19 protein-coding genes are annotated in these 23,318 nt (G+C 65.1%); 12 read left to right on the top strand and 7 right to left on the bottom strand.

Annotated elements, in window-relative coordinates; genetic code table 11:
• Positions 1 to 140: 140 nt before the first annotated feature.
• The gene (locus ACFWHT_RS08845; RefSeq protein WP_378827440.1) at positions 141 to 608 is read right to left on the bottom strand and encodes a hypothetical protein; all 468 of its coding nucleotides are present in this window, start codon (positions 606 to 608) and stop codon (positions 141 to 143) included.
• Positions 609 to 954: 346 nt separating this feature from the next.
• On the opposite strand from ACFWHT_RS08845, the gene ACFWHT_RS08840 reads away from it, so the two are divergent.
• From ACFWHT_RS08840 to ACFWHT_RS08810, 7 genes are all read left to right on the top strand, one after another.
• Entirely contained in the window at positions 955 to 2,469 is a 1,515-nt protein-coding gene (locus tag ACFWHT_RS08840) for an N-6 DNA methylase (protein WP_378827438.1), read from the top strand.
• On the top strand, positions 2,462 to 3,655 hold the full coding sequence (locus tag ACFWHT_RS08835; RefSeq protein WP_378827436.1) for a restriction endonuclease subunit S: 1,194 nt from the start codon (positions 2,462 to 2,464) through the stop codon (positions 3,653 to 3,655). Before ACFWHT_RS08840 ends, ACFWHT_RS08835 begins: the two co-directional genes overlap by 8 nt.
• Position 3,656: 1 nt before the next feature.
• Entirely contained in the window at positions 3,657 to 6,731 is a 3,075-nt protein-coding gene (locus ACFWHT_RS08830) for a type I restriction endonuclease subunit R (protein WP_378827434.1), read from the top strand.
• A gap of 86 nt (positions 6,732 to 6,817) precedes the next feature.
• Positions 6,818 to 8,152 carry a class I SAM-dependent DNA methyltransferase gene (locus ACFWHT_RS08825; RefSeq protein WP_378827433.1) on the top strand — a complete coding sequence of 445 codons (1,335 nt, stop codon included), beginning with the start codon at positions 6,818 to 6,820 and terminating at the stop codon, positions 8,150 to 8,152.
• Positions 8,152 to 9,231, top strand: a complete 1,080-nt coding sequence (locus tag ACFWHT_RS08820; protein ID WP_378827431.1) for an N-6 DNA methylase — start codon at positions 8,152 to 8,154, stop codon at positions 9,229 to 9,231. Before ACFWHT_RS08825 ends, ACFWHT_RS08820 begins: the two co-directional genes overlap by 1 nt.
• A complete protein-coding gene (locus tag ACFWHT_RS08815) occupies positions 9,228 to 10,040 on the top strand; it encodes a GIY-YIG nuclease family protein (protein WP_378827428.1) in 813 nt (270 codons plus the stop codon). The genes ACFWHT_RS08820 and ACFWHT_RS08815 overlap by 4 nt, the downstream gene beginning before the upstream one ends.
• A gap of 44 nt (positions 10,041 to 10,084) precedes the next feature.
• Positions 10,085 to 10,315, top strand: a complete 231-nt coding sequence (locus ACFWHT_RS08810) for a helix-turn-helix domain-containing protein (RefSeq protein WP_378827426.1) — start codon at positions 10,085 to 10,087, stop codon at positions 10,313 to 10,315.
• Positions 10,316 to 10,346: 31 nt separating this feature from the next.
• On the opposite strand, the gene ACFWHT_RS08805 is transcribed toward ACFWHT_RS08810, so the two are convergent.
• Positions 10,347 to 11,195 carry a DUF4062 domain-containing protein gene (locus tag ACFWHT_RS08805; RefSeq protein ID WP_378827424.1) on the bottom strand — a complete coding sequence of 283 codons (849 nt, stop codon included), beginning with the start codon at positions 11,193 to 11,195 and terminating at the stop codon, positions 10,347 to 10,349.
• Between the two features lie 61 nt (positions 11,196 to 11,256).
• Here ACFWHT_RS08805 and ACFWHT_RS08800 point away from each other — a divergent pair, with 61 nt between their 5' ends.
• Positions 11,257 to 12,252 (top strand): hypothetical protein, encoded by a 996-nt coding sequence (locus tag ACFWHT_RS08800; protein ID WP_378827422.1) that lies wholly within the window; start codon positions 11,257 to 11,259, stop codon positions 12,250 to 12,252.
• A 58-nt stretch (positions 12,253 to 12,310) separates the two neighbouring features.
• Here the strand turns inward: ACFWHT_RS08800 and ACFWHT_RS08795 are convergent, their stop codons facing one another.
• The 3 genes from ACFWHT_RS08795 to ACFWHT_RS08785 are packed head-to-tail and all read right to left on the bottom strand — an operon-like array spanning position 12,311 to position 16,497.
• Positions 12,311 to 13,177, bottom strand: a complete 867-nt coding sequence (locus tag ACFWHT_RS08795; protein WP_378827419.1) for a hypothetical protein — start codon at positions 13,175 to 13,177, stop codon at positions 12,311 to 12,313.
• Between the two features lie 36 nt (positions 13,178 to 13,213).
• The gene (locus ACFWHT_RS08790; RefSeq protein WP_378827417.1) at positions 13,214 to 14,869 is read right to left on the bottom strand and encodes a UvrD-helicase domain-containing protein; all 1,656 of its coding nucleotides are present in this window, start codon (positions 14,867 to 14,869) and stop codon (positions 13,214 to 13,216) included.
• Entirely contained in the window at positions 14,869 to 16,497 is a 1,629-nt protein-coding gene (locus ACFWHT_RS08785) for an ATP-dependent endonuclease (protein WP_378827415.1), read from the bottom strand. Before ACFWHT_RS08785 ends, ACFWHT_RS08790 begins: the two co-directional genes overlap by 1 nt.
• Before the next feature lie 199 nt (positions 16,498 to 16,696).
• Between ACFWHT_RS08785 and ACFWHT_RS08780 the strand changes: the two genes are divergently transcribed.
• Positions 16,697 to 18,292, top strand: a complete 1,596-nt coding sequence (locus ACFWHT_RS08780; RefSeq protein ID WP_378827961.1) for a ComEC/Rec2 family competence protein — start codon at positions 16,697 to 16,699, stop codon at positions 18,290 to 18,292.
• 43 nt (positions 18,293 to 18,335) lie between these two features.
• A complete protein-coding gene (gene holA / locus ACFWHT_RS08775) occupies positions 18,336 to 19,388 on the top strand; it encodes a DNA polymerase III subunit delta (protein WP_378827413.1) in 1,053 nt (350 codons plus the stop codon).
• A gap of 113 nt (positions 19,389 to 19,501) precedes the next feature.
• Here holA and rpsT read toward each other — a convergent pair whose 3' ends face one another.
• Positions 19,502 to 19,762 carry a 30S ribosomal protein S20 gene (gene rpsT / locus ACFWHT_RS08770; RefSeq protein WP_378827411.1) on the bottom strand — a complete coding sequence of 87 codons (261 nt, stop codon included), beginning with the start codon at positions 19,760 to 19,762 and terminating at the stop codon, positions 19,502 to 19,504.
• A gap of 236 nt (positions 19,763 to 19,998) precedes the next feature.
• On the opposite strand from rpsT, the gene ACFWHT_RS08765 reads away from it, so the two are divergent.
• Both ACFWHT_RS08765 and ACFWHT_RS08760 read left to right on the top strand, forming a co-directional pair.
• On the top strand, positions 19,999 to 21,360 hold the full coding sequence (locus ACFWHT_RS08765) for a GH1 family beta-glucosidase (RefSeq protein ID WP_378827409.1): 1,362 nt from the start codon (positions 19,999 to 20,001) through the stop codon (positions 21,358 to 21,360).
• A complete protein-coding gene (locus tag ACFWHT_RS08760; RefSeq protein WP_378827407.1) occupies positions 21,357 to 22,592 on the top strand; it encodes an MFS transporter in 1,236 nt (411 codons plus the stop codon). The genes ACFWHT_RS08765 and ACFWHT_RS08760 overlap by 4 nt, the downstream gene beginning before the upstream one ends.
• On the opposite strand, the gene ACFWHT_RS08755 is transcribed toward ACFWHT_RS08760, so the two are convergent.
• Positions 22,543 to 23,265 (bottom strand): alpha/beta fold hydrolase, encoded by a 723-nt coding sequence (locus ACFWHT_RS08755; RefSeq protein WP_378827404.1) that lies wholly within the window; start codon positions 23,263 to 23,265, stop codon positions 22,543 to 22,545. The genes ACFWHT_RS08760 and ACFWHT_RS08755 overlap by 50 nt on opposite strands.
• Positions 23,266 to 23,318 lie beyond the last annotated feature (53 nt).

The raw sequence follows: 23,318 nt of genomic DNA, 5'->3' as shown, positions 1-23,318 counted from the left end.
CATGCGCTGCCATGGGTCACCGCTTGATCTGACTGGACCAGACCGGGGTCGGATCGGTGGAGAGCCATCTCACCCAAAGTCGACAAGACGTGGAGGAGCTCGTCGCCCCTTCGTCTTTCTGCGGGACCGCCCACGCGTGTCTAACGCGCTCGGTTGGCGTAAAGCAGCTTCGCGACCTCAGGGGTCATCGAATAAGCCTCGCCGTCCCACTCCCAGATGTAGTGCCATGTGCCACCGCTCGGCGTGCGGTACATGGGCAGCCCAGCGCGACGGATCGCCTTTCCGACTCCGCCCAGAACTCCGGCCACGCCCGAGATTCCGTTCGGGTGCCTAGAGATGTCCGCAAGTTCTTGGGGGCGCAGGCGGATGGTCTCCTTGTCTGCTCCCTCGATCAGGTGGCGCAGCACGCCATACCCCATAAGTGAGATCTCGCTCATCAGCTTGGTAGCCATGCCCTTCGCCTCCTGGGTCTGGATCCATGCAGGTACTGTTCCGGACTCGAGGTTGAGAGGTCTGCCAAGATCTGGCGTTTCGACGATGAACTCGGCGAAGCGGACATAGAACTCTTCGACGCGATTCTCGCGGACGTGGACGGTGATCGGGATCACGATGCTTCCAAGGTAACTGACAAGATAGGTAACACCAGTGTGGTGCCCGCCTGCGTGGGTGTCAAGCTATCTGGTGAGATATCTTGATTGGGCTGCTCGCGGGGATGTGCAGCGGGAAGTGATCCCAGCTGGACTGCCCCCGGATGAGTCCTCCAAGCCAGGAATCGACAGCGGCTACTTTCCGGTCGGCTCCCTCGCCCCTCTCTCAACCGAGTCGGATCGTCGGATGGACTCGATAGATTTGAACGTGGCGAACGGGTCTTGCGTGGACCGGTCCCAATCGGCATGCGTCAGGGCTAAGCAGTGCCCCGTTTCCGAACCGTGCAATCTAGGAGCAACAACTTCAGTGACGATCACCCAGCAAGAACTCGAATCCAGGTTGTGGGATGCGGCCAACGCGTTGCGCGGCCCGGTTGATCCGGCCGACTTCAAGACCTACGTCTTCCCGATGCTCTTCTGGAAGTGGATCAGCGACACTTGGGTCTTCGAGCACGAGAAGGCGATCGAGGAGTACGGCGAAGAGCTCGACGATGAGATTGAGGCCGACTTCCACCGCTTCGAGATGCCGAAGGGCACGCTGTGGGACGAGGTCACCGGAACCGTCGCCAATCTCGGCGCAGCGATTGCGAAGACCTTCCAGCGCATCGAGAAGGCGAACCCGAAGTCGCTGGCCGGAGTGTTCGGCGACGCCGCTTGGGGTAACAAAGAGCGGATCCCTGAGTCGGCGCTGCTCGGACTGATTCAAGCGTTCAACCAGATCCGCCTCGACCCGTCGACCGTCTCCCACGACCTACTCGGTGCCGGCTACGAGTACCTCCTGAAGAACTTCGCCGACGAGTCCGGCAAGAAGGCGGGGGAGTTCTTCACCCCTCGCGAGGTGGTGAACCTTCTCGTCGGGATCCTGCAACCCGAGCCCGGCGAGTCCGTCTATGACCCGACCTGCGGCTCGGGCGGCATGCTGGTGGCGACGATTAACCAATTGCGGGCACACGGTAAGGACCATCGCACTCTGCGGGTCTACGGCCAAGAGATCAATCTGACCACGGCCTCGATCGCGCGGATGAATCTGTTCCTGCACGAGATCGAGGATTTTGAGATCAAGCGGGGAGACACGCTTCGAGCGCCGGCGTTCAAGGACACCAGAGGAGCTGTACGTACCTTCGACGTCGTGATCGCGAATCCGCCGTTCTCGCTTGCGAACTGGGGAGCTGAGCGCTGGGCGGCGGACCCGCGAGCGTTCTGCGGAGTGCCACCTGCTAAGAATGGCGATTTCGCCTTCGTGCAGCACATGATTTCGTCGATGAACTCGGGAACTGGACGAGTAGGCGTCGTGATGCCTCACGGTGTGCTGTTCCGAGGCGGGGCCGAGGCGAAGATCCGGCAGTGCCTCATTAGGGAGGACCGTCTAGAGGCGGTAGTCGGCCTGCCCCCGAACCTGTTCTACTCGACGTCGATCCCTGCCTGCCTGCTGATCTTCCGCGACCAGAAGCCCGCCGAGCGCAGGGGTAGTGTCCTGTTCATCGATGGTTCCGCGCGGTCCGCCAAGGGTAAGAATCAGAACGTCATGTATGAGAGCGATGTCCAGGCCCTCATTGACGCTTACCGCAGGGGTCAGGGCCCCGACGGTGAGGACGACACCGAGGTCCGCCTCGTGCCGCTCGAGGAGATCGAGGGCAACGGCTTCGACCTGAACATCGGGCGCTACATCAAGGTCGCCGCCGAGGACACCGCCGATCTGGCCACGGCGCTCGTCGCCTTCGCAGAGGCGCGTCAGCGCCGCATCGACACTGAGGCGGTCATGCTTGGGCGTCTCGCGGCGGCTGGTATCGATGTGAGTACCTTGGAAGTGTTTGATGAGTGAGTGGGAGGAAACGACCCTCGGTGAGGTGGTAACTGCTTCGCGTGATCGTATCGATCCACGTCAGCTTGGAGATATTGAACTCACCCACTTCAGCATCCCGGCGTTTGACGATTCCAAACAACCGGTGGTCGAACCTGCGGCCGGTATCAAGAGCCACAAGTTCGCGGTTCCGGTGGAGAGCGTGCTTGTTTCCATGTTGAATCCGCGTATTCAACGAACATGGAAGGTGCCCGGAGGTAGGTCTCATGTTTGCTCCACCGAGTTCGCCGTCCTTACGAGCAAAGATCCTACGCGCCTGATGCTCGAATACCTCTTCTTGCTTTGCGATGAGCGATCTTTTGCAGAGAAACTCGATATCCGTTCTAGGGGCACGACGGGAAGCCGCAAACGATCGAAGATCGAGGACGTCCTGGGACTCACGGTTTGGCTCCCGACCATCGAGGAGCAGCGTCGGGTAGTCGACCTGATGTCCGCTGTCGATACGCACGTCGAAAACTTGAGGAGCGAGCATGCTCGTTGTCTCACCGCGTACGCGCATACAAGTGGGGTGCTGTGGAACGAAGAGGACGGTACCGAAGCGGCCGGTCGTCCTTTCTCTCAACTTATGAAACTCGATGTCGAACGTCGTCGGCTCGAGATGAACGAGAGCTACCGCAGCGCCGGGGTGCTCAACGCGGGTCAGGGCCTGATCGACAAGGGTGTCTTTCGAGGCGAGGATACCGGGTACGAGGTCATGAACGTCTTGCGAGCCGGACAGGTTGTGATGCGGAAGCTGACGGCGTGGGAGGGGCCGATCACGGTAGTCCCCAACGAGTTCGATGGCTATCTCGCGAGCAACGAGTTTCCTACGTTTACGCTCAATGACGGGATCAGTGCTCGGTGGATTAAGCACGTGTGTCGATCGTCTCGACTGTGGGGGGAGATGAAGAGTCGAGTGACTGGTTCGGTCCAGCGTAGGAAAAGGTTGAGTGCCGAACAGCTCCTAACGGTTTCGCTTCCGGTGCCATCTCATTCCGCCCAAGAACGGACCGCTTCTGCGTTGGACTCGTTCGATCACGTCGCGGCCGCTCTGTCGTCTGAGCTCGCAACCCTGCGCTCTTACCGAGCGAGGCTCTTGACCTCGCTTCTAAACCAGGAGATCGAGATCCCCGACTCCTACGACCGTCTCCTCGAGGAGGTGTCGTGAGATGGGTTTCACCGAAGCGAGCACGATCCAGCGCTCCCTGATCGAGTGGGCGGAGGAGGCCGGCTGGGAATACCTCCGGGGTGACGAGCTGCCTCGTGACGAGCACGATGTGATCGTCGAGGGCTGGGCTCGCGAGGCCCTGCTCGCGCTGAATCCCGAACTCGTCGACGATTCCGAGTCCACGGAACTGGTGCTCCATGAGCTCAATCAAGCGATCTTGGATGCTCACAACGGCCTGGTTGCGGCCAACGAGCGTCTGACGGTGATGCTGCGCGGGGACCACTCGTTCCCGACCATCGACGGCGAGCACGTGCCGCGTCGGCTGATCGACTTCGACAACTTCGACAGCAACCGGTTCACCGTGGCCGACGAGGTGACGATCGCGGGTGCAGGCAGGCCGCGCCGCTTCGACGTCGTCTATTTCGTCAACGGGTTCCCGTTGGTCGTCGCGGAGACAAAGACGCCCGTGAAGCAGCAGGTCTCGTGGGTGAACGCCGCGCGCGACATCTACGGCACCTACGAGGAGGAGTATCCGAACTTCTTCGCGACGAACGTCTTCAACGTCGCGACCGAAGGTCTGGAACTCCGCATGGCCCCGATTCGTGCCGTGCCAGATCCCGACTCCGAGATTTGGGCTCCATGGGGCTCCACGGAGGATGACCCGAAGGTCATCACCGGCCCGGCTCGTGTCGAGCGAGCGGCAAGGCTGCTGCTGCGGCCGGAGACGATCCTGCCCATTCTCAAGGACCTGGCGATGTTCCGCCATGCACGCGATGCTTCCGAAATCGACGTCAAGTTCCTGCCCCGGTATCCGCAGTTCGAGGCAGCGCTCGGCATCCATCAGAAGGTCCTCGACGGTCGCCCCGGCGGCCTGATCTGGCATCATCAGGGGTCGGGGAAGACGGAGCTGATGGCGTTCGCCGCGGCGCGACTGCTGCGGGACCCGGCGGTGACCGAGTCCTTCGGCGGCGCACCGACGGTCATCGTCATCGCCGACCGGAAGGATCTGGTCCGCCAGACGGCGGAGATGTTTGAGACCGCAGGCATGCCCCGCATGAGCGTGCCCAGGAACCGACGGGAGCTGTTCGCCCTCCTCCGCAACGGGGAGCCGGGGGTCATCATCACCACGGTGCACAAGTTCGCCGAGGCCGGACACCTCAACGACCGATCGAACATCGTCGTCCTCGTTGACGAGGCGCATCGCTCCCAGGAAGGGAAGTTCGGCGAGGCCTGGCGCGTGGCAGTGCCGAACGCCAAGTTCTTCGGCGCGACCGGCACTGCGATTCAGGACAAGGACCGATCCACCTTCAAGCTGTTCGGCGATCCTGCCGACCCGGACTTCGTCATGTCTCGGTACACACCGGAGCAGTCGATCGCCGACGGGTTCACCAAGCCGGTGATCGTCGAGGGCAGATCCGTCGGCTTCAGCCTCGACAAGGAGGCCCTCGATGAAGCCTTCGACGAGCTCGCGGCCGAGGAGGCCCTTGATGAGGATGAGAAGGTCTACCTCTCGGGGAAGGCATCGCACATCGAGACGATCCTGTCGAACCCCGATCGCGTCGCCGCGGTGTGCGCCGACATCGTCGAGCACTTCCTCAACTACGTCGCACCCCTCGGGCAGAAGGCCCAGGTCGTCGCCTACAACCAGAGCCTCGTCATCGCCTATGCCCGCGCCATCGAGGATGAACTCGTCCAGCGTGGCGCGGTCATGCCTGATGGTCGCCCTCGCGAAGTCGGCGTCGTCATGCACGTCGCCGACAGTAAGGACACGCCGAAGGAGTATCGGCAGCACCTCCTCACGCCGGAGCAGGAGGAGGCGCTGAAGCGCCGCTTCAAGAAGGTCGATGACCCGATGTCGTTCGTCGTCGTCACTGCGAAGTGGATGACCGGCTTCAACGCGCCGATCGAGGGCGTGCTGTACCTGGACAAGCCGGCCAAGGACGCAAATCTCTTCCAGACGATCACCAGGCCCAACCGGCCGTGGAAGAACCCGATCACCGGGCAGCGCAAGGACTATGGGCGCGTGGTGGACTACATCGGGTTGGCCAAGGCCATCGGTAACGCGATCTCCGGACCGGAGGCAAGAGGAGGAGAAGACGATGAGCTCAATGTCACCGACGCCTCCAAACTCGCAGGGAAGTTCGTCGCGGATCTCACGCGCCTGCTGCACCTGTTCGCCGGAATCGACACCACCGATTCGTCGTTCGACTCGCTCGCCGAGGCGCACGAACGGATCCCCGAGGACAGCGCCGGACGTTCGGACTTCGTCGAGACGTATGTTGCGCTGCAGACCGTGTGGGAGTTCCTCGACCCGCACCCGATGCTGACGCCGTTCAAGCAGCAGTACTTCTGGCTGGCGAAGGTCTACGAGTCGATCCGGCCGAAGGACGTCTCGAAGGCGTTCCTCTGGGCGCGTCTCGGTGCCAAGACCACGGAGCTCATCCACGGCCACATGAACGAGGTCGTCGTGAAATCGCTGGCGTCGCGGACGGTGACCCTCGACGCCGCCGGCTTGGCACTCGTGAAGCGCATCGCCGAACAGCTTCGCGTGCCCAGCACCGCTCCTGAAGGGCCGGATCAACCCGACGTGTATCAGCAGGTGCTCGACTCGATCGAGGCGCGGCTCCACCGGCGTCTCGCCGAGACCGAGAGCCCGGTGTACAAGTCGCTCGCGGAGCGGATCGAGAAGCTGCGGGCGAAGGCCATCGAGAACGTCGAAGACTCGCTCGCTTTCCTCGAAGAAGCGCTGAGGATCGCGCAGGATGTCGTCGCTGCCGATCGGGCAGCCGAGGCGGGAGACGATGAAACGCTGGAGCGGCTCGCGGATCCCAAGCGCGGCGTGCTCACGCAGATCGTCGAGGAGAACACCCCACCGGGACTCCACCAGATCGTGCCCGAGATTGTCGACCGCATCGACGCGATTGTCCACGAGGTCGCTTACACCGGCTGGACGACGAGTGACGCGGGGGACAAGGCTGTTCGTCGAGAACTGCGCGCGGTACTCAAGAACTATGGTCTCCCGATCAAGGGCGATCTGTTCGACCGGATCTACCAGTACGTCCGGGAGAACTACTGATGTCCGTGCAGAACCCTCATCCGGCACTCCAGGCCATCCTTGAAGGTCCGCGGCCGTCGACTATGGGCTCCGACTTGGATGATTGGATGACCACGAGTCCGAGCCTCGCAAAGGCGCTGGCCGTGGGTTGCCTTGCCGGGCTGGACCAGAGCCTGAAGAAGATCGACATCTGGGACCCGGCGGTGGGCTCCGGCTACGCGGGCGGCATGTTGGCCGATGCCTTGACGGCCGCCGGAATCAATGTTCGCTACCGCGGACAGGACATCAACGAACGGGCCGTCATGGCGGCCCGAGATCGGCTTGCCTCGGTGCCCGACGCCGAGGTCGTGCACACGGACACACTTGGTGAAGACCGATTCGCGACCTTCACTGCGGATCTGGTCATTGTGGACGCGCCGTGGGGTCTCGATTGGAAAGCTTCGGGTCCCGCGGTGCACGCGCGACACGATCGGGGCGAGTTCCGATTCGGATTGCCGCAGGGCAGCGACAGTGCGTGGCTGTTCATCTCCCTTGCACTGGAAAAACTACGTCCGGCGAGTCAAGGAGGAGGACGAGTGGCGGCGCTGGTCGCGCCGAGGGCTTTGAGCTCAGGCGGCTCCACGGAGGAGCTGCGTCGCGCGATCATGGCCGCGGGTCTGATCGAGTCCGTGACACGGCTTCCCGAAGGCCTCGCACCGAACACCGCGATCCCGCTTTACCTGTTGACCTTCACGAATACCACGGGCCGAGTGACTCGGGACACGGCAATGATTGCGGATCTGCGGGCGCAGTTCACGACCGACAAGCGTCGACGTTCAATACTGCGGTCAGCGTTCGACGAGCTGGAATCCGGACTCCGCAGGTGGAAGCCCGGCCCGCGTAGCCGTGTTATTCGCACTAGCCAGTTCATCCGTCGCGACGCCACCCTGGGCAGGACAACCAGCGAGGGGCGAAAGCTCTCCTGGCGGCTGACGTCCTTCAATGACACTCCGGTCGACTCGGACCTCCTCGAATCGCGCTATGGGCCTGAAAGCGGCATCGCCGTTGACGGCTCACCGCGCGAGACCGTAGATCTGGATCCGAGCCACCACTTCAGCGATGACGCGGGAGACATACTGAAGAGTCTCGCCGCCACCGGATGGTCGGCGCGGCGTTTGACCACGCTGCTGGCGAGTGAGCCGACGCAGTCCGATGGCACCGAAGAGAGCAACGCGAGCATTTTCGTGCCGACCACACGAGTGGGCGTCGTGTCGACAGCGTCCGCCGGCACCAACTCCGAAGGACGTGTTCTTCGGGTCCCACTGGACGAGGTCTCGATCGACACGGGGTTCCTGGCAGCCTGGCTCAACTCTGAAGTCGGCGAGAGTAGCCGACGTAGGCGATCGACGCCGGAAGTACTGGCGCTCTTGTGCGAGCTCTCCGATCGGATTCGGGCTCATTGATGCGCTGGGCCGACGAGATGATCGTCCCAGTGCCGCCACGCGAGGTTCAGATCAGCGTGGTCTCCGCAGACGAGCGTCTCGCCTCGTTCCAATCAGAGCTGGACAGGCGGCGGGCAGGCATCTGGGTTGCTCCCGACACGGCGGACGGAGTTGTAGATAGTGTCGCTGGCGCTTTTGACGACTCGCTCAGCTCATGGATCGAGCAGCTCCCCTATCCGATCGCCACGGCGCTGTGGACAGCCGAGACAGCGTCTTCGCTCGGTGACAAGCAGCTCGCCTACATCCACGCGTGGGAAGCGATCGTCGCATTCCACGCGACCATTCTGCTCTCAGCATGTCGGAGCATTCCGGGCACGGGGGACGAGATGCAGGCTTCGATCCGCAGGGCTCTTGACGCGCACGGGCTCACGATCGAACGGGCGACGTTCGGAACTTGGGTCTTGATCGCGGAGAAGGCCTCGAGCGTCGTGCGGCAGGCGCTCTACTCTAACGATCGCGACGAACTTGCGCGCGTCCGGGCCGCGTTTGGCGACCTCGGACAGGCATCTATCGCTAAGCTCGCCTCGAAGCACCTCATCAGGAAGTTCAACGAGGCGAACAGCAAGAGAAACAAATGGATCGGTCACTCTGGCTATACCTCCGATGACGAGCGACAGGATCGAATCGAATCCCTTGTCGCGGACCTCAGAGAACTGCGGCAAATCCTCGGCGACGTCTGGTCGCAGTTGACGCTTGTCCGTGCAGGCGGGCTTGAGCGAGGACGAGATGGATACGTGCAAACGGCGGAGGTTGCGCTCGGGGCGAAGTCGCCCTTCCGCAGGAACGCCTATCGAGTCGGCGATCCGATGGTTGCCGGTGACCTGTATCTCGTGAAGGACGGCTCGGAACGCCCCCTACATCTACTGCAGTTCGTACAGCTGAGGTCGTCATCGCGCGATACGCGATGCACCACCTACTTCTACACTCGCATCGAGGGGACGAGCGTCCGCCTCGTGAGCTATCAATCCGGCTCCGAGAGCGAGCTGATGGAGAACGTCGCAAGTTTCGTTGACGATTTCGGACCGTTGGTGGGCCCTTGAAGCTCACGCTCGATCCGATCCTGCGCAGCGCCGGGATCGACCCGCTCGAGGCCCAGGTGCTTCGGCATGCTTTCGTGAAGGAGCACGAGGACACCGGCCTCCAGGGCATCCACGCCGACTCCACCGATGAAGAGATTCTGCTCTACACGAGCCAGCAGTCCGCGAACCCGAGGATCTTCCCGACGACGCCGCCGGCGATCTGGGTGGTGTTCGTCCGCGAGGGCGGCGACCGGGCCCGGTTCTGGTCGGTCGTGGAGAACCGCGGGGAGCTCGCGAACGACGGCGCGCTCAGAACCTTCGATCTCGTCGTGTCCGAGCAGATGGCGGACCTCAGGAACCGGCTGGTCATCGGCTGGCGGTCGCCCCGCACGTGGCGACTGAACGGACCAACCGCTGCCGGCTATCCGGTGATGGAGATCGCGGACGCGCAGCCGGTGCCGTTCCCGGGCTTCGACCGCCTCGTCCTCGACCACCCGCATCTTCAGGCGGTCATGCGCGAGCACCGTTACGCGGCTTGGCGAACGGCGCTCTCGTCGGTCGTCGGCATCTACCTCATCACCGACACGCGCGACGGCCGTCACTACGTCGGCAAGGCCGACGGTGCCGAGAACCTCCGTCAGCGTTGGAACGCCTACGCGACGAACGGCCATGGCGGCAACGTCGAGCTGCGCGGTCTCGACGCATCGACATTCCGCTTCTCGTTGTTGCGCGTGTTCGACCCGTCGACTCCGACACGCGAGATCGACGCAGCGGAGAGTCACTTCAAGCTCGCGCTGGACACACGCAAACACGGGCTGAACCGAAACTGATCCGCGATACTAGAGAAATGCCTCGCAACTCTTCGCCTGCCGCCGTGCAGATCGGCGGCAACATCGCGAATGCGCGGAAGGCGTTGTCGATGACGGTGGACCAACTCGCCGTCGCGAGCCGGATCGACTCTTCGAACATCCGCTCCTACGAAGCCGGCCGGGCGATGATGAACGTGCGATCCCTCGTGCGAATCGCAGAAGCACTCAAGGTCGATCCAGGTGTTCTGCTGGACGGGGTGGCCTCAGAGATGTTCGCGGGCGCGAGTCCGAGCTGAGCTGTCGCCCTGGTAGATCGTCGGCAGCGTTCTAAATGTCGTACTCCTTACTCTTAGGTTCCCCGTTCTCCACCCAGGTCAGTTTCACCCGGGGCTCGCCGCCGCCCATGCCGAGCCAGTAGCTCGCTGTTTGCTTCTGTCCCGCGTGAACCGTCCTTGGGCGATCCCACCCGGGAAGTAGCATTTGCTCGCTGACGCCCTCCAGCATGACTTCGATGACGTCGTCGTTGCCTCGGTTGGTGATCTCGACCCAGCGGCGAGTGTCGTAATGAACCCGACCCTTGCTGTCCGTCTTCGGTTCGCGTTCACTCCGTCCCTGTACGAGGAATCGCTCGCTTGGAGGCGTGGGCAGCGAAGCGGCCGCATGGAGTGGCTGGATGATGTCCCGAAGGTCCATCTCGATAGCGCTCCAGACCTTGGTCAGGAGCTCGTCCTCGTTCTCGAAGCTCCCGTACAAACCCCGCTCCTGCAGCGCAGCGCGGAAACCCCTCAGCGCCTGGAGCTGGGTAAGGTCGACATTCGCGGGATGGGGTGCTTCCGAGAAGAAGAGATGCACCGGCTTCCCACTGGCGACAGCGCCTTCGATCTCTTCGACGGTGCCGGAGATGCTGTTCGGCGTCTCGCTCCCGACGCGACTCCCGAAAAGCGCGATGACGATATCGGCCTTGGCGAGAAGCTGCTCGTTGAGGATGGCTTGCGGATGGTGCCCGAGCATCGGCACGGAGTCGGTTTCCCAGCGGAGCGGGTGAAGAACGAACCCACGGCCCGGCGTGTTGGCGCTGTTCCAACTCCGGAGAGCGCGCTCGACGGCGTCTCGTGCGGCAGGGATGTCCGATGGGGACGCGATCATCACGTTCACGACAGTTGCGAGTTGGGTCACACATGCACTCTAAGAAGCGGTTCGGACATTGAACGTCGGAAGCAAGAGCTAAGACGGATACATGGACGAGAAGAGGGGTACTGCCCAGGACATCAGCGTGACGCTTGAGCATGTCGGAGATAACCCGGTGCTCAACTTAGCGTTGGGGCTTCTGATCAACGAGTACAACCTTCTCGGCGAGATCGCGACCCAGATTCTTGAGCTGATGCCCGATCCCAGCCGCTGGCGACTGAATCTGAGCGGGGATCTGAGCGCCACGGTGAACGCGCTGGATTATCGACCTCTGCAGTCCGGATACAAGACGACCCGCGGTTCGGGGTACGTCGGCGGTGTCACATTCCCTCAGGAGGACGGAACTTTCCTTTTCGTCCTGGACGCGAACAATCTGGCGTTCCCGCCTGTCGACTCGGACTCGCTCGAGGAGGTGGTTGCGCATGCCCTTGCCACCGCGCGGCATCTCGGGCGGCATGAAGCTGGTCACGCGCTTCTCATGACGCGCGGGGAGAACGCCGAGATGTATCGTGACCTCGCTGACCTCGACCCGTCAGCGGCGGCGTGGTCGCACATTGTTGCTCGCGACATCGACGACTTTCGGATCGAGCGACATGTGCGCCAGAACCTCCTCTCGCCGTATTCGCATGTTGAGGGCCTGCCGGGTGCGCTCGATCACCTGTCAACCGCACTGGCGGCCGCAAGCAGAAATTGGCAACGGGACATTGCCAAGTACGCGGAAGCGAGCGATCACGCCGTCAGCGCGTTTTTGAGGGTCGTCGCGTACTTGTCCGCGGAAGTTGGACTGGATGAAGCCGCAGTTCCGCTGGTTCCTCGACCGGTTCCGGTCAAGTGGGACCGATACCTCGCGGATCATTGGGCGAGATGGAGCGCGGCCTTTCATCGGCTGAGCCCAGCCGATGAGCCCATGACGCTGGACCAGCTTGCGTCCACGACTGGCGAGCTCTGCGAGATCGCCGTCGAGTGGATGTCGGCTATCGGCTATCGAAGGGGCGTTGCGGATTCTGGCGAACTGTACGCCTACTGGACTGCAGACAGTTACTGACGTGGGTCGCCTGCAGGCGAGGGGCCCCTGATCAGATGCAGCGCTTGCAACGGCTTATCTATGGATCGATGCGTCCTCTGAATCGACGCTGAGGTAGTCGGAGGCGCGGTCTGAAGGCTGATTGGGGCCGGCGGAGCGTAGCCAGCGTCTCTTCACCCAGGTTGAAGGTTCGGGGCGTCGCACTCCGGATCCTCTCCAGCTTCTCGCCGACGACCTGGATGTCCTTCCCAATGCGGATCAGCGGGTCCACTGGGAGCTCGATGCGCTTCTCGACGTCCAGATCCAAGATGAACGTGTCGTGGAATGGTTTGTCTGAGACTGTCCCGGTGTATTCCGCCTCGACTGCCCAGCGACGGGGAACGCCCGCGGCTTCTTCGAAGAGCTCGGGTACGCGCCCCAAGAACCAGATGTATGAGTTTCCGGGATTCAACGTGGGAAAGGCAGTTTCGCCGTTGAACACTCGGTTGACTTCCTCGAAGTGCTGGCCCATCATCCCGGGCTTGAAGAAGGTCTCCAAGGACGTGAATGGAGGCGTTACGCGTAGTTTTACGTCGGTCGCGGGGCTGACGCCGATGTTGCGTACGGCGACGTAGAGGGTGCCCTTGACGGGACCGCCTCGCTCTTTCAGTACAGTCCGGTCAGCACGAAGCGCGACCTGAACGCGCGGCCTTACCGCTTCTGCGTTCACATGCTGTGAGTGCTCGTTGGATGCGATCAGGGCTTTGTTGGATTGGTCGACCTGGCGGATCTGATACCAAGCGAACCCCAGAGCGATCAGCGCGGTTGCGCCGAAGAGCGCCGACCATTCTTCGGCACTGGGCATTCCTGGGAAGCGCCACCAGGAGCCCCAAAACCATACGCTCGCGAAGAAGACAGCAAATATGCCAACGGCGGCGATCACTGCCCATACAGCTCGTCGTTTCACGGTTCGATCATAGAGATGACTGGCGGCCAGTCTTTCCTACGCTGGCTGCGCCTTCATCAGCTTCGCGATCGCCGGGGTCAGAGGTTTCGTCGCTTCGGCCATCTGGTCCCACCATTGCGACGGGTCGTTGTAGAACACTTTGCCGTACTGGTTCGTGTTCGAACTGGCGTGGGTGAGGAAAAGGCCCTTGCGGGCTCGGGAGACCATCACGAGCAGGATCCGTTCCTCCTCCAGTATCGCGGCGGGGGTCTTGGAGTAGCTGCTTGGGACGTGCCCGTCCTCGAGACCCATCACGATCACCCAGTCGAACTGCTGACCTTTGCCGACGTGAGCGTTCAGCACGTGCACACCGGGCGTGATCGTGGCGACGACCTGGTGGTCTCGGATACGGCTCACCAGCGCCGGGACTGAGGTTTCGGCGTTCTCATACTCGCGCAGCTGCTCGCACGCTTCGTGCACTTCTCGCAGTGTCTCGATATCGGTCGGAGGAATCGCCGCGCACGCGCGTTCCTGGAGGTCGTCCACCTGATCCGTGAACGGCACGTCCGGGTCGACGTGCCGGGCGTGAAGCTTCAGCAGCCGCGCAACCCTCGGTGTGTCAAGCGCGATGTCCCAGAACTGCGGCTGATGCTTGGCGCGATCGTAGGCGCGTTCCAGCGCTCCGCGGCGGTACTCCGCACGGCAGATGACGCCGATGCGGTCGTCCGGGTACTTCTCAGCGAGGTAGTCCGTGAGTTCGACGATCCCGTCAGCTTCGGCGGCGTCGTTCGGGTAGCCCGCTGCGTACGCGTGCCCGCCGGACTTGCCCCACTGCTCTGGTCGCGCGGCTTCGAGCGCGGGCGCGCCGAGGTCGGCCGACACGGTGTTGACGACCTTGAGAACCGCGGGGGAGGAACGGAAGGAGCTGGAGAGGTGCAGTACCTCGCAGCTTGATTCGAGGTCGGCCTGGATCTGTTCGGGCGCTGCGCCCGCCCAGCCATAGATCCCCTGGAATGGGTCCCCGACGTATGTGGCGTTGCGTCGACACACGCGCTGCGTGAGCTCGTACTGCTGCAGGGACAGGTCCTGGAACTCATCGACCAACAGTGCGTCGAAGTGGGCCTGGAACAGCGCAGCGACGCGGTCGTTGCGAAGGATGAGCTGCGCGTATCGCATAAGGTCGCCGTAGTCGACGTAGTTCTCGTCTCGGCGGGCCTCCTCAATCTCCAGCGCATCCTGATCCTGGGCAAGGCGCGCGAGAACCTCATCGTCGGTCAGTGGCTCCCGCTTGACGGACTGAAGGAGATCCTTCACCTCTCGTTCACGGGTCCGGCCCAGGTCTTTGGCTGCGAGGGCGCGGCGGAGCCAGGCGGGATTCGGCCCCTTGTATCCCCGCTCGAGACCGATCACGGGTGCATGAGCCTCGACGATCCGGGCCGCGAGCTCATGGAAGTTCATAGTCGACACACTGGTTCGCATCTGCGCCTCGCCGAGCTGCTGGCGGAGTCGCTCACGGAGGTTGTCACGGGCGCGGTTCGTGAAGGTAATTGCCAGGAGCCGTCGGCCAGGCCGCACGGTGCCGTCTCGAATCATGCGTTCCGCGCGCATGGCGAGTAGCTCCGTCTTCCCGCACCCGGGCGGCGCGACCACCAGCAATCGATCTGCCGTGCTGTCGACAGCCTGCCGCTGCGCGCCAATCGGACTGTTCGCCATCAATCCACCATCGCCTTGAGGTGTTCGACCAAGCCGCTGAGCGCGCCAGAGGGGGCGATCGCCTCGGGCGTGAGCAGCGGCGCGAGTACGCGCGCCGCTGGGATCTTTCGGTTGCCCTGAGCTCCGATGAAGTCGGCAAGGTTCTCTGCCGATAGTTCGTCCAGCTTGGTCACGCCAGCCGCGTTGAGGAATCCCTTCTCATCGCGAACGACGCCGGCAGCGACCAGCTTCGCGGCAACCACGCTCGGTTCAAGGCACGGAACGTACTCGTGCTCAAGGTCTGATCTCGCGACGAAGAATCCGTTGTCCTCAAGCTCCGTTGCCTTCATTCCCAGCGTGTTCGCCCACGACTGCTCGCGATCTTCGTCGCACAAGCCACACATGGCGAGGTCGAAACCGTACTTCCCAACGATCTCAAGGACTTTCTTGAACTTGTCCGCACCGTCAAGCACGAACACAGAGACACCGGCACGGTCCAGGCTGACGCCCGCGTTCATCGCAACCGCTTCGATGATCACGCGGTCCGCTGCGCCCTCGACGAAAAGCAGCCTCCGGGCGGTCAGCCCCTCGAGGAGCTGCGGCGACCACCAGTGGATGCGCTCCTTCTCGACGGCGCTGAAGTTCGCTTCCGGAATCTGCTTCACCTCCCGGTCGGGGTTGACCACGAGCACATGCTTCGGCTCGAATCGCTGGACCACGTAGGGGGAGTGCGTGACGACGATGCGCTGCTTCGGAGACGCGGCGAAGAGGGCGGCGACGGTTCGCTGGCTCGCCGCGTGCAGGTGGATTTCCGGTTCGTCGACGGCCACGATGTTCGCGGCCGATTGCGCGAGGTCGAAGAACGTCAGCGCCATGAGCTGCCGCATGCCATCGCTCTGATCCCCGAGTGCCTTGTAGCGGTCACCGTCACGGAGGTACAGCGTCGCGCCGTCGAGAGGACTGGTCTGAGGGTCAGCCGACGTGCGGATCGTCAGGCCGTCTGCATCATAAGAGCGTGGTACGGCGCGCGAAAGGTGCCCGGCGATTTCCTCGCGCAACGACTGGAGGGCGGCGTTGTCGGCGAGCTTCTCGTTGAAGGACTCGAGAAGGAGTTCCAGAGCGTCCTTGTCTTCGCCGACATCGACGGAGTCGAGCATCATGCGGAACGCACTCCGCTTGCCCTCCATGTAGTCCGCGGAGTTGCTTCGATCGGCCGGAAGGTACTGCCAACCGATCACCGCGAGCTGGTCCCGCGTCGGCTGTCTCCGGTTCCCGGAATCTGGGAAGTAGCGATCGATCAGGACGCTGTCGGCGTCTCCCTCCACCCTCGACACCTCCAGTCGGAGAAGCAAGTAGTCCGGTTCCCCTTCGCGAATGGACATCTGGAACGGGAACTGGCCTGCTTCGTCTTCGGTGAAGTCCTCGAGCCGCGCTTCCACGACAAGCATGTCTGCGCCCTCGCGGATGTGCTCGGGGCGAAGCGATTGATACAGCTGCTGTGTTGAAGCTCCCAGCAGCTGGTGAAGGAGCCGGAGGATCGACGTCTTCCCGACGTCGTTCCCTCCCACGATCACGAGGTGCTCCCGTACGGGAACATCCAGGTCGGCGAGCACGGCGTGCCCTGTGATCTTGATCTTCGTTAGCTTCATCGGTACCTCATGCCGGTCGGAGCATTCGTTGGCTGGTGGCATCCAACGATCGCCCCAGGCTATCGAGACGTAGTGGCTCCTCTGGCGGACCTGCTCCGTGTCTCGCCCGAGGAATCAACCCATTTCGATGCAACTTCAATCCGAGCCGGGAGGGAAAGTGAATCTGATCAGGTAAAAGCATGGGCACTCACCTGCCTGAATAACATTATCGGGAGCGAACTGCATGATCATCGTCGCGGCGGTGTTCTGGATGGTGTCGCTCGCCGGTGGAGGGCGTATGCTGCGCGTGGTGCTCGCGATGCTGGCGCTGGGGGCGTTCGTCGTGCTCGTCACACCGGAGCCGAGCGTTGTGCGCGCGGCGGTGATGGCGGCCCTCGCGATGCTGAGCGTGCTGCTGGGCCGGCCGAGCGCGGGACTGGCGATGCTGTCGCTGGCGGTGTGCGGTCTGCTGATCTCCGACCCGTGGTTCGCGGCGTCGCCCGGCTTCGCGTTGTCGGCCGCGGCGACGGCGGCGCTGCTCGTGCTCTCGCGGCCCCTGCTGAAAGGGCTCGGCCGCTGGATGCCCGCACCGCTCGCCCTCGCGCTGTCGGTGCCGCTCGCGGCGCAGGTGGTCTGCGGTCCGATCATCGCGCTCTTCTCCGAGCAGCAGTCGCTCGTCGGCGTCGCGGCCAACCTCATCGCCGCGCCGGCTGCGCCGGTGGCGACCGTGATCGGGCTGCTGGCGTGCCTGACGGCAGCCCTGCCCGCCGTCTCCGATCTGCTGGCGGCCGCGGCCTGGCTCCCCGCCGCCTGGATCGAGACGACCGCACGCGTGAGTGCCGATCTTCCCGGGGCCACCTTCGACGTCGTCGCAGGCCCTCTCGCCGCACTCGTGGTGGCTCTGGTGAGCGCTGCGCTGACCACCGTGCTCGTCCGACCGCGATCGCGCCGACTGCGCACCGCATCCGCCATCGTGCTGGTTCTCGTTCTCGGCTCGGGCGGAGCGCGGATGCTGCTCTCGGGCCCGCTCGCGACGCTGACGAACCCGGGGGACTGGTCCATCGCCGCGTGCGACGTGGGACAGGGCGATGCGGTGCTCATCCGATCCGAAGGGCGCACGGCGCTGATCGACACCGGACCCGAACCCGATGCGCTGAGCGAGTGTCTGGTGAGGACCGGCGTCGCCCGGATCGATCTGCTCGTGCTCACCCATTACGACCTCGACCACGTCGGCGGCACGGCGGCCGTGCAGGGCCGTGTGGGCGCGGTGCTGCACGGGCCGGTGTCGGAGCCCGCCGACGGTCGGCTGCTCGCGGAGCTCGCGGCCGCGGGCGCCACGCTGAGAGATGCGACCACGGGGATGACCGGCACGCTCGGCTCCGCGCGGTGGCGGGTGCTGTGGCCCGAGCCCGACCCCGTGGTCTTCCCGTCCGGGAACGACGCGAGCGTGGTGATCGAGATCGAAGGCGGCGGTGTACCGCGCACCCTGCTGCTCGGCGATCTCTCGGCCGCTCCGCAGCGGATGCTGCTCGCTTCGGGCCGTGTGCGGGGGACGTACGACGTGGTGAAGGTCGCTCACCACGGGAGCGGCGATCAGGAACCGGGGCTGTACGACCTCGTACGCGCCCCGGCCGCCTTGATCGGCGTCGGGAAGGACAACGACTACGGGCACCCGCGTGACAAGACCCTCGCGCTGCTGCAGCATGCCGGATCGCGTCCGCTGCGCACGGACGAACGCGGCATGATCCTCCTCGGAGTGCGCGACGACGAACTCAGAGTGTGGTCGGAACGCCCGCCGTCCGACGGGAGTCCGTGAGGTTCGGGCGGGTGATGTCGCTGCCCGCGGCTAGGCTGGATGCATGGCCGGCCCCCGTTCGACATCCCGAGGAAGCGGCAGTGCCGCCAAGGGCGTCAACATCCCCCAGGTGGCCTGGCGTGAGCCGCGACCCGCGCCGATCGTGCTGGTGTCGGGCCCGGAGGAGGTGCTCGCCGAACGTGCCATCGCCGGCGTACGCGACTACCTGCGCGCCGAGGATCCGGCGCTCGAGGTGAGCGACCTGCGTGCCGACGACTATGCGGCCGGCACGCTGCTCGCCCTCACCTCGCCGTCGCTGTTCGGCGAGCCGCGCCTGGTGCGGGTGGCCGGTGTCGAGAAGTGCTCCGACGCGTTCCTCCAGGAGGCGGTGAAGTACGTCGAGCATCCCCAGGAGGGCGCCACCGTCATCCTCCGCCACACCGGCGCCAGCGTGCGAGGCAAGAAGCTGCTCGACGCGGTGCGCTCGGGCACGGGCGGGGGGATCGAGATCCCCTGCGCCGCAGTCAAGCGCGACGGCGACCGGGTGGACTTCGCCGCGGGGGAGTTCGCAGCGGCGCGCAAGCGCATCGCCCCCACAGCACTGCGATCCCTGGTCTCCGCCTTCGCCGACGACCTCACCGAGCTCGCAGCCGCCTGCCAGCAGCTCATCGGCGACGTCGAGGGCGACATCACCGACGACATCATCACCAAGTACTACGGCGGACGAGTCGAGGTGTCGGCGTTCGTCGTCGCCGACACCGCCATCGCCGGGCGTCACGGAGAAGCGCTGATCGCGCTGCGTCACGCCCTGGCATCCGGTGCCGACCCGGTGCCGATGGTGGCCGCCTTCGCGATGAAGCTGCGCACGATGGCGCGGGTGGCCGGCAACCGAGAGCCGAGCCGGCAGCTCGCCCAGCGCCTGGGGATGAAGGACTGGCAGGTCGACCGGGCCCGCCGCGACCTCGCCGGCTGGAACGAACGCTCGCTCGGCATGGCGATCCAGGCGACCGCGCGGGCGGACGCCGAGGTCAAGGGCGCCGCGCGCGACCCGATCTTCGCCCTCGAACGGATGGTCACCGTCATCGCCACGCGCGAGCCCTTCGCCGCGACCCGCTGAGGTTCTCCGCACCGCTGCGGCCGTCAGCGGACGCCGTCAGAGGACCGAGACGGTCGCGGATGCGAAGAAGGCCCGCCCCGCGAACGGGACGGGCCTTCCGAGGTGTGTGCGGCTCAGAGCGCGGCGACCTGCTTGGCGATGGCCGACTTGCGGTTCTTCGCCTGGTTCTTGTGCACGACGCCCTTGCTGACGGCCTTGTCGAGCTTGACCGAAGCGACCTTGAGGGCGGCCTCAGCGGCCTCCTTGTCACCGGCGACGACGGCCTCGCGGGTCTTGCGGACGACGGTCTTCAGCTCGCTCTTGACGGCCTTGTTGCGCTCCTGCGCCTTCAGGTTGGTCTTGTTGCGCTTGATCTGCGACTTGATGTTTGCCACGTGTGGACACGCTTTCTGTCTGGATGGTGATCGGATGCTGCAGACGAGAGAGGGGCGCCGACAGCGGTCGTGAGGGACGAACCCACACGCAAGCCAAGAGTCAATGTTACCAGCACCGGGCCCCTGCACGCGAAACGGTGCCCGAGGGCGCGCCGAGAGCGCGAATGCGCCGCGGGAAGCGGGCGCCGGGTGCAGAATCGACGATAGCCGACAGACGACGACGTCGAAGGAGCACGATGACCCGCGCGCTGCCCGAAACCCGCATCCCCAGGGGCCTGCGCTGGTCCGCGGCGACCTCGGCCTTCCAGATCGAGGGCTCGCGCACCGCGGACGGCAGGGGCCGCTCGATCTGGGACGATTTCGTCGATCGCCCGGGCGCGGTGGTCGATGGCAGCACCGCTGAACCCGCCTGCGACAGCTATCGGCGCTCCGAGGACGACATCGACCTGCTCGCGGGCCTCGGTGTCGACGGCTACCGCTTCTCCATCCCCTGGGTGCGCATCCAGCCCGCAGGAGCAGGACCGGCGAACCGGGTAGCGCTCGATCGCTACTCGCGCTTCGTCGACGGGCTGCTGCAGCGCGGCATCGAGCCCGAGCCGACGCTGTACCACTGGGAGCTGCCCAGCGAGCTCGAGGACGCCGGCGGCTGGCTGAACCGCGACACGGCTTCGCGCTTCGCCGATTTCACCGCACTCGTCGCGGAGGGTCTCGGCGACCGGGTGCGTCGCTGGTACACGATCAACGAAGCGGCCATGACGACCCTGCAGGGGTACGGAATCGGCGATCTCGCCCCCGCAAGGCAGCTGATGTTCGGCGCGCTCCCGACCGTGCACCATCAGCTTCTCGCCCACGCCAGGGCGGCCGCCGTCCTTCGCGGCGCCGGAGCCCACCGCGTGGGTCTCACCAACAACCACACGCAGGTGCTCCCCGCGAGCGGCTCCGAGGCGGACCTCGCCGCATCCTTCGCCTACGACACGCTGCACAACCGGATGTTCTCCGAACCGCTGCTGGCCGGCGCCTACCCCGACATCGAGTCGCTCGGCCTGCCGCCCCTGCCGGTGCACGACGGCGACCTCGAGGCGATCGCCGGATCGCTGGACTTCTACGGCGTCAACTTCTACAACCCCACCACCGTCGCAGCCGCTCCCGACGGGAGCCCGCTGCCGTTCGAGCTCCTGCCGACCCCCGGCGTTCCGCTAACCGGGTTCGGCTGGCCCATCATGCCCGAGGCACTGCGCGACTTCCTCGTCGACCTCCACCGGCGCCATCCCGGTATGCCGCCGATCGTCATCGGCGAGAACGGCGCCTCTTTCCCCGAGCCCGACGTCGCGGCGACCGTGGAGGACGACGACAGGATCGCATTCCTCTCGGCGCACATCGGCGCCGTCGCCGACGCGGTCGATCAGGGCGTACGCGTGGAGGAGTACACCGTGTGGTCGTTGATGGACAACTTCGAGTGGGCCGACGGGTACACGCAGCGCTTCGGACTCGTGCACGTCGACTTCGACTCCGGGGTGCGCACCCCGAAGGCCTCCTACGACTGGTACCGACGACTCATCCTCGACGACCGCGCCGCAGGCCAGGGGAGCACCCGATGACTCCGGCGACCAGGGTCGGCGCGACGTGGATGTCGTTGTTCACCCTCGCCTGGCTCGCCATCTGGACCGTTCAGCTCACCCCGGTGCAGCTTCTCCTGCCGCTGCAGCTGGACACACCCGAGGACGACTGGATCCGCGGGGTCGTCTCCTCCGGCCTGGTGCTCGGCATCGGAGGACTGGCCGGCATCGTGGCCGGTCCCCTGGTGGGGGCGATATCGGACCGATCCCGATCCGCGCGCGGACGCCGGCGCCCCTGGGCGCTGCTCGGCGTGTGGGTGTCGGCGATCTTCCTCGTGCTGACCGGCCTCGTCGAGGGGCCGTGGCTGGTCGGCGCATGCTGGGTGGGGGTCTCCACCGGCGTGTCGGTCGCCTCGGCCGCGTTCACCGCGCTCATAGCCGACCAGCTGCCATCGTCACAGCGAGGCGCCGCGTCATCGGCCGTCGGCTCCAGTCAGGCGGTGGGCATCGTGCTCGGCGTCGGACTGGTGGTTCTGCTCGGTCTCGGCGTGCTCTCCGGCTATCTGCTGCTCGCGGGGGTCATCGCGGTCGTCGGCACCCTGAGCGCCGTGCTGCTGCCCGACCCGCCGGCTGCGGCATCCGATCGTCCGCCGCGTGCCGAGACGAGGCCGCGACTGGCTTCGCTGCGCGATCGCGACTTCGCGTGGATGCTGTCCGGACGGCTGGTCACCAACATCGGGAACGCGCTCGGGACGGCCCTGTTCCTGTTCTTCCTGCTGCACGGTCTCGGGCAGCCGAGCGCGATCGCGCAGGACAATCTGCTGATGCTGATCGTCGTGTACACGGTGTTCGTCGTGATCGCGTCGGTGCTGACCGGGATCGTCTCCGACCGCACCGGCCGGCGTCGCGGCCTCACAATCGCCGCGACGGTCGTCCAGGCTGCCTCGGGCGTCGTGATCGTCAGCTTCCCGACGTTCGAGGCGACCCTGGTCGCCGCGGCGCTGATGGGAGTGGGCTACGGCGCGTTCTCGACGGTGGGGCTCGCCTTCGCGACCGACCTGCTCCCGGGTGAGCACGACCACGCCAGGGACCTCGGCATCGTCAACGTCACCGCCGCCCTGGGCCAGCTGATCGGGCCCGTGCTCGGCGCGGCGTTCGTCGCCCTGGTCGGCGGGTTCTGGCTGGTGTTCCTGATGGCGGCGGTGCTCTCGCTGGTGGGCGGCCTCATGACCTCCCTCGCACGACAGCCAGAGCCAGTCCCAGCACCGCGTTGAAGACCTGCGGGCGCATGGCGGTGACCAGGTGCGAGGTCCGCGGCACCACGATGACCTCCGCGTGCGGGGCGAGACGGCGGAACAGCGCCTCATGGGTGCGCAGCTGATCGAACTGACCGTTCACGAACCACAGCGGGATCCGGATGCGCGCCACGGCCGTGGTGAGGTCCAGGGCAGAAAGGCTGCGAAGCGCGGTGTCCTGCGCATCCAGCGCGTAGCCGCCCGCACCGAAATCCGCACGGGTCTCCGCCGGGATCGTCGCGTCGAGGACGCGCTCGGTCAGCCAGGCGCCGCGCCCGGGGAGCGCGTCGAGGGCAGTCGCGAGCAGCCGGTATGCGCGCAGCGCCGCGCCACGGGGGAGCGCGCTGCAGGAGGCGGCGATCAGCCCGGCGACCGGGGGCGGCTCCTCGCCGCCGACGTAGGCGAGTGAGAGCAGCCCGCCCATCGAGTGCCCGACCAGCAGGACCGGGCCGCGCTCGGCGGCGGCGCGGACGGCGGCATCGATCGTGTGCAGCGCCTCGTGCAGGGTGAAGTCCTCGCCCAGCCGCGAACCGTGCCCCGGAAGGTCCACGGCCGTCACAGGGAAGCCGGCCGCCTCGAGATGCGCGACCTGTGCGCGCCACATGGTCGCCGAGGTGCGGATGCCATGGACGAGGACGACCTGTTCAGTCACGCTCCCAGCATAGGAAAGCGGGGCCGGTGGATGAACCACCGGCCCCGCTTGAG

It is taken from the genome of Microbacterium sp. NPDC058342 (assembly GCF_042723935.1).
In the GTDB taxonomy this organism is placed as follows: Bacteria; Actinomycetota; Actinomycetes; order Actinomycetales; family Microbacteriaceae; genus Microbacterium.
The sequence above is the reverse complement of the archived record's forward strand: the minus strand, read 5'-3'. Positions and strand labels throughout refer to the sequence as shown.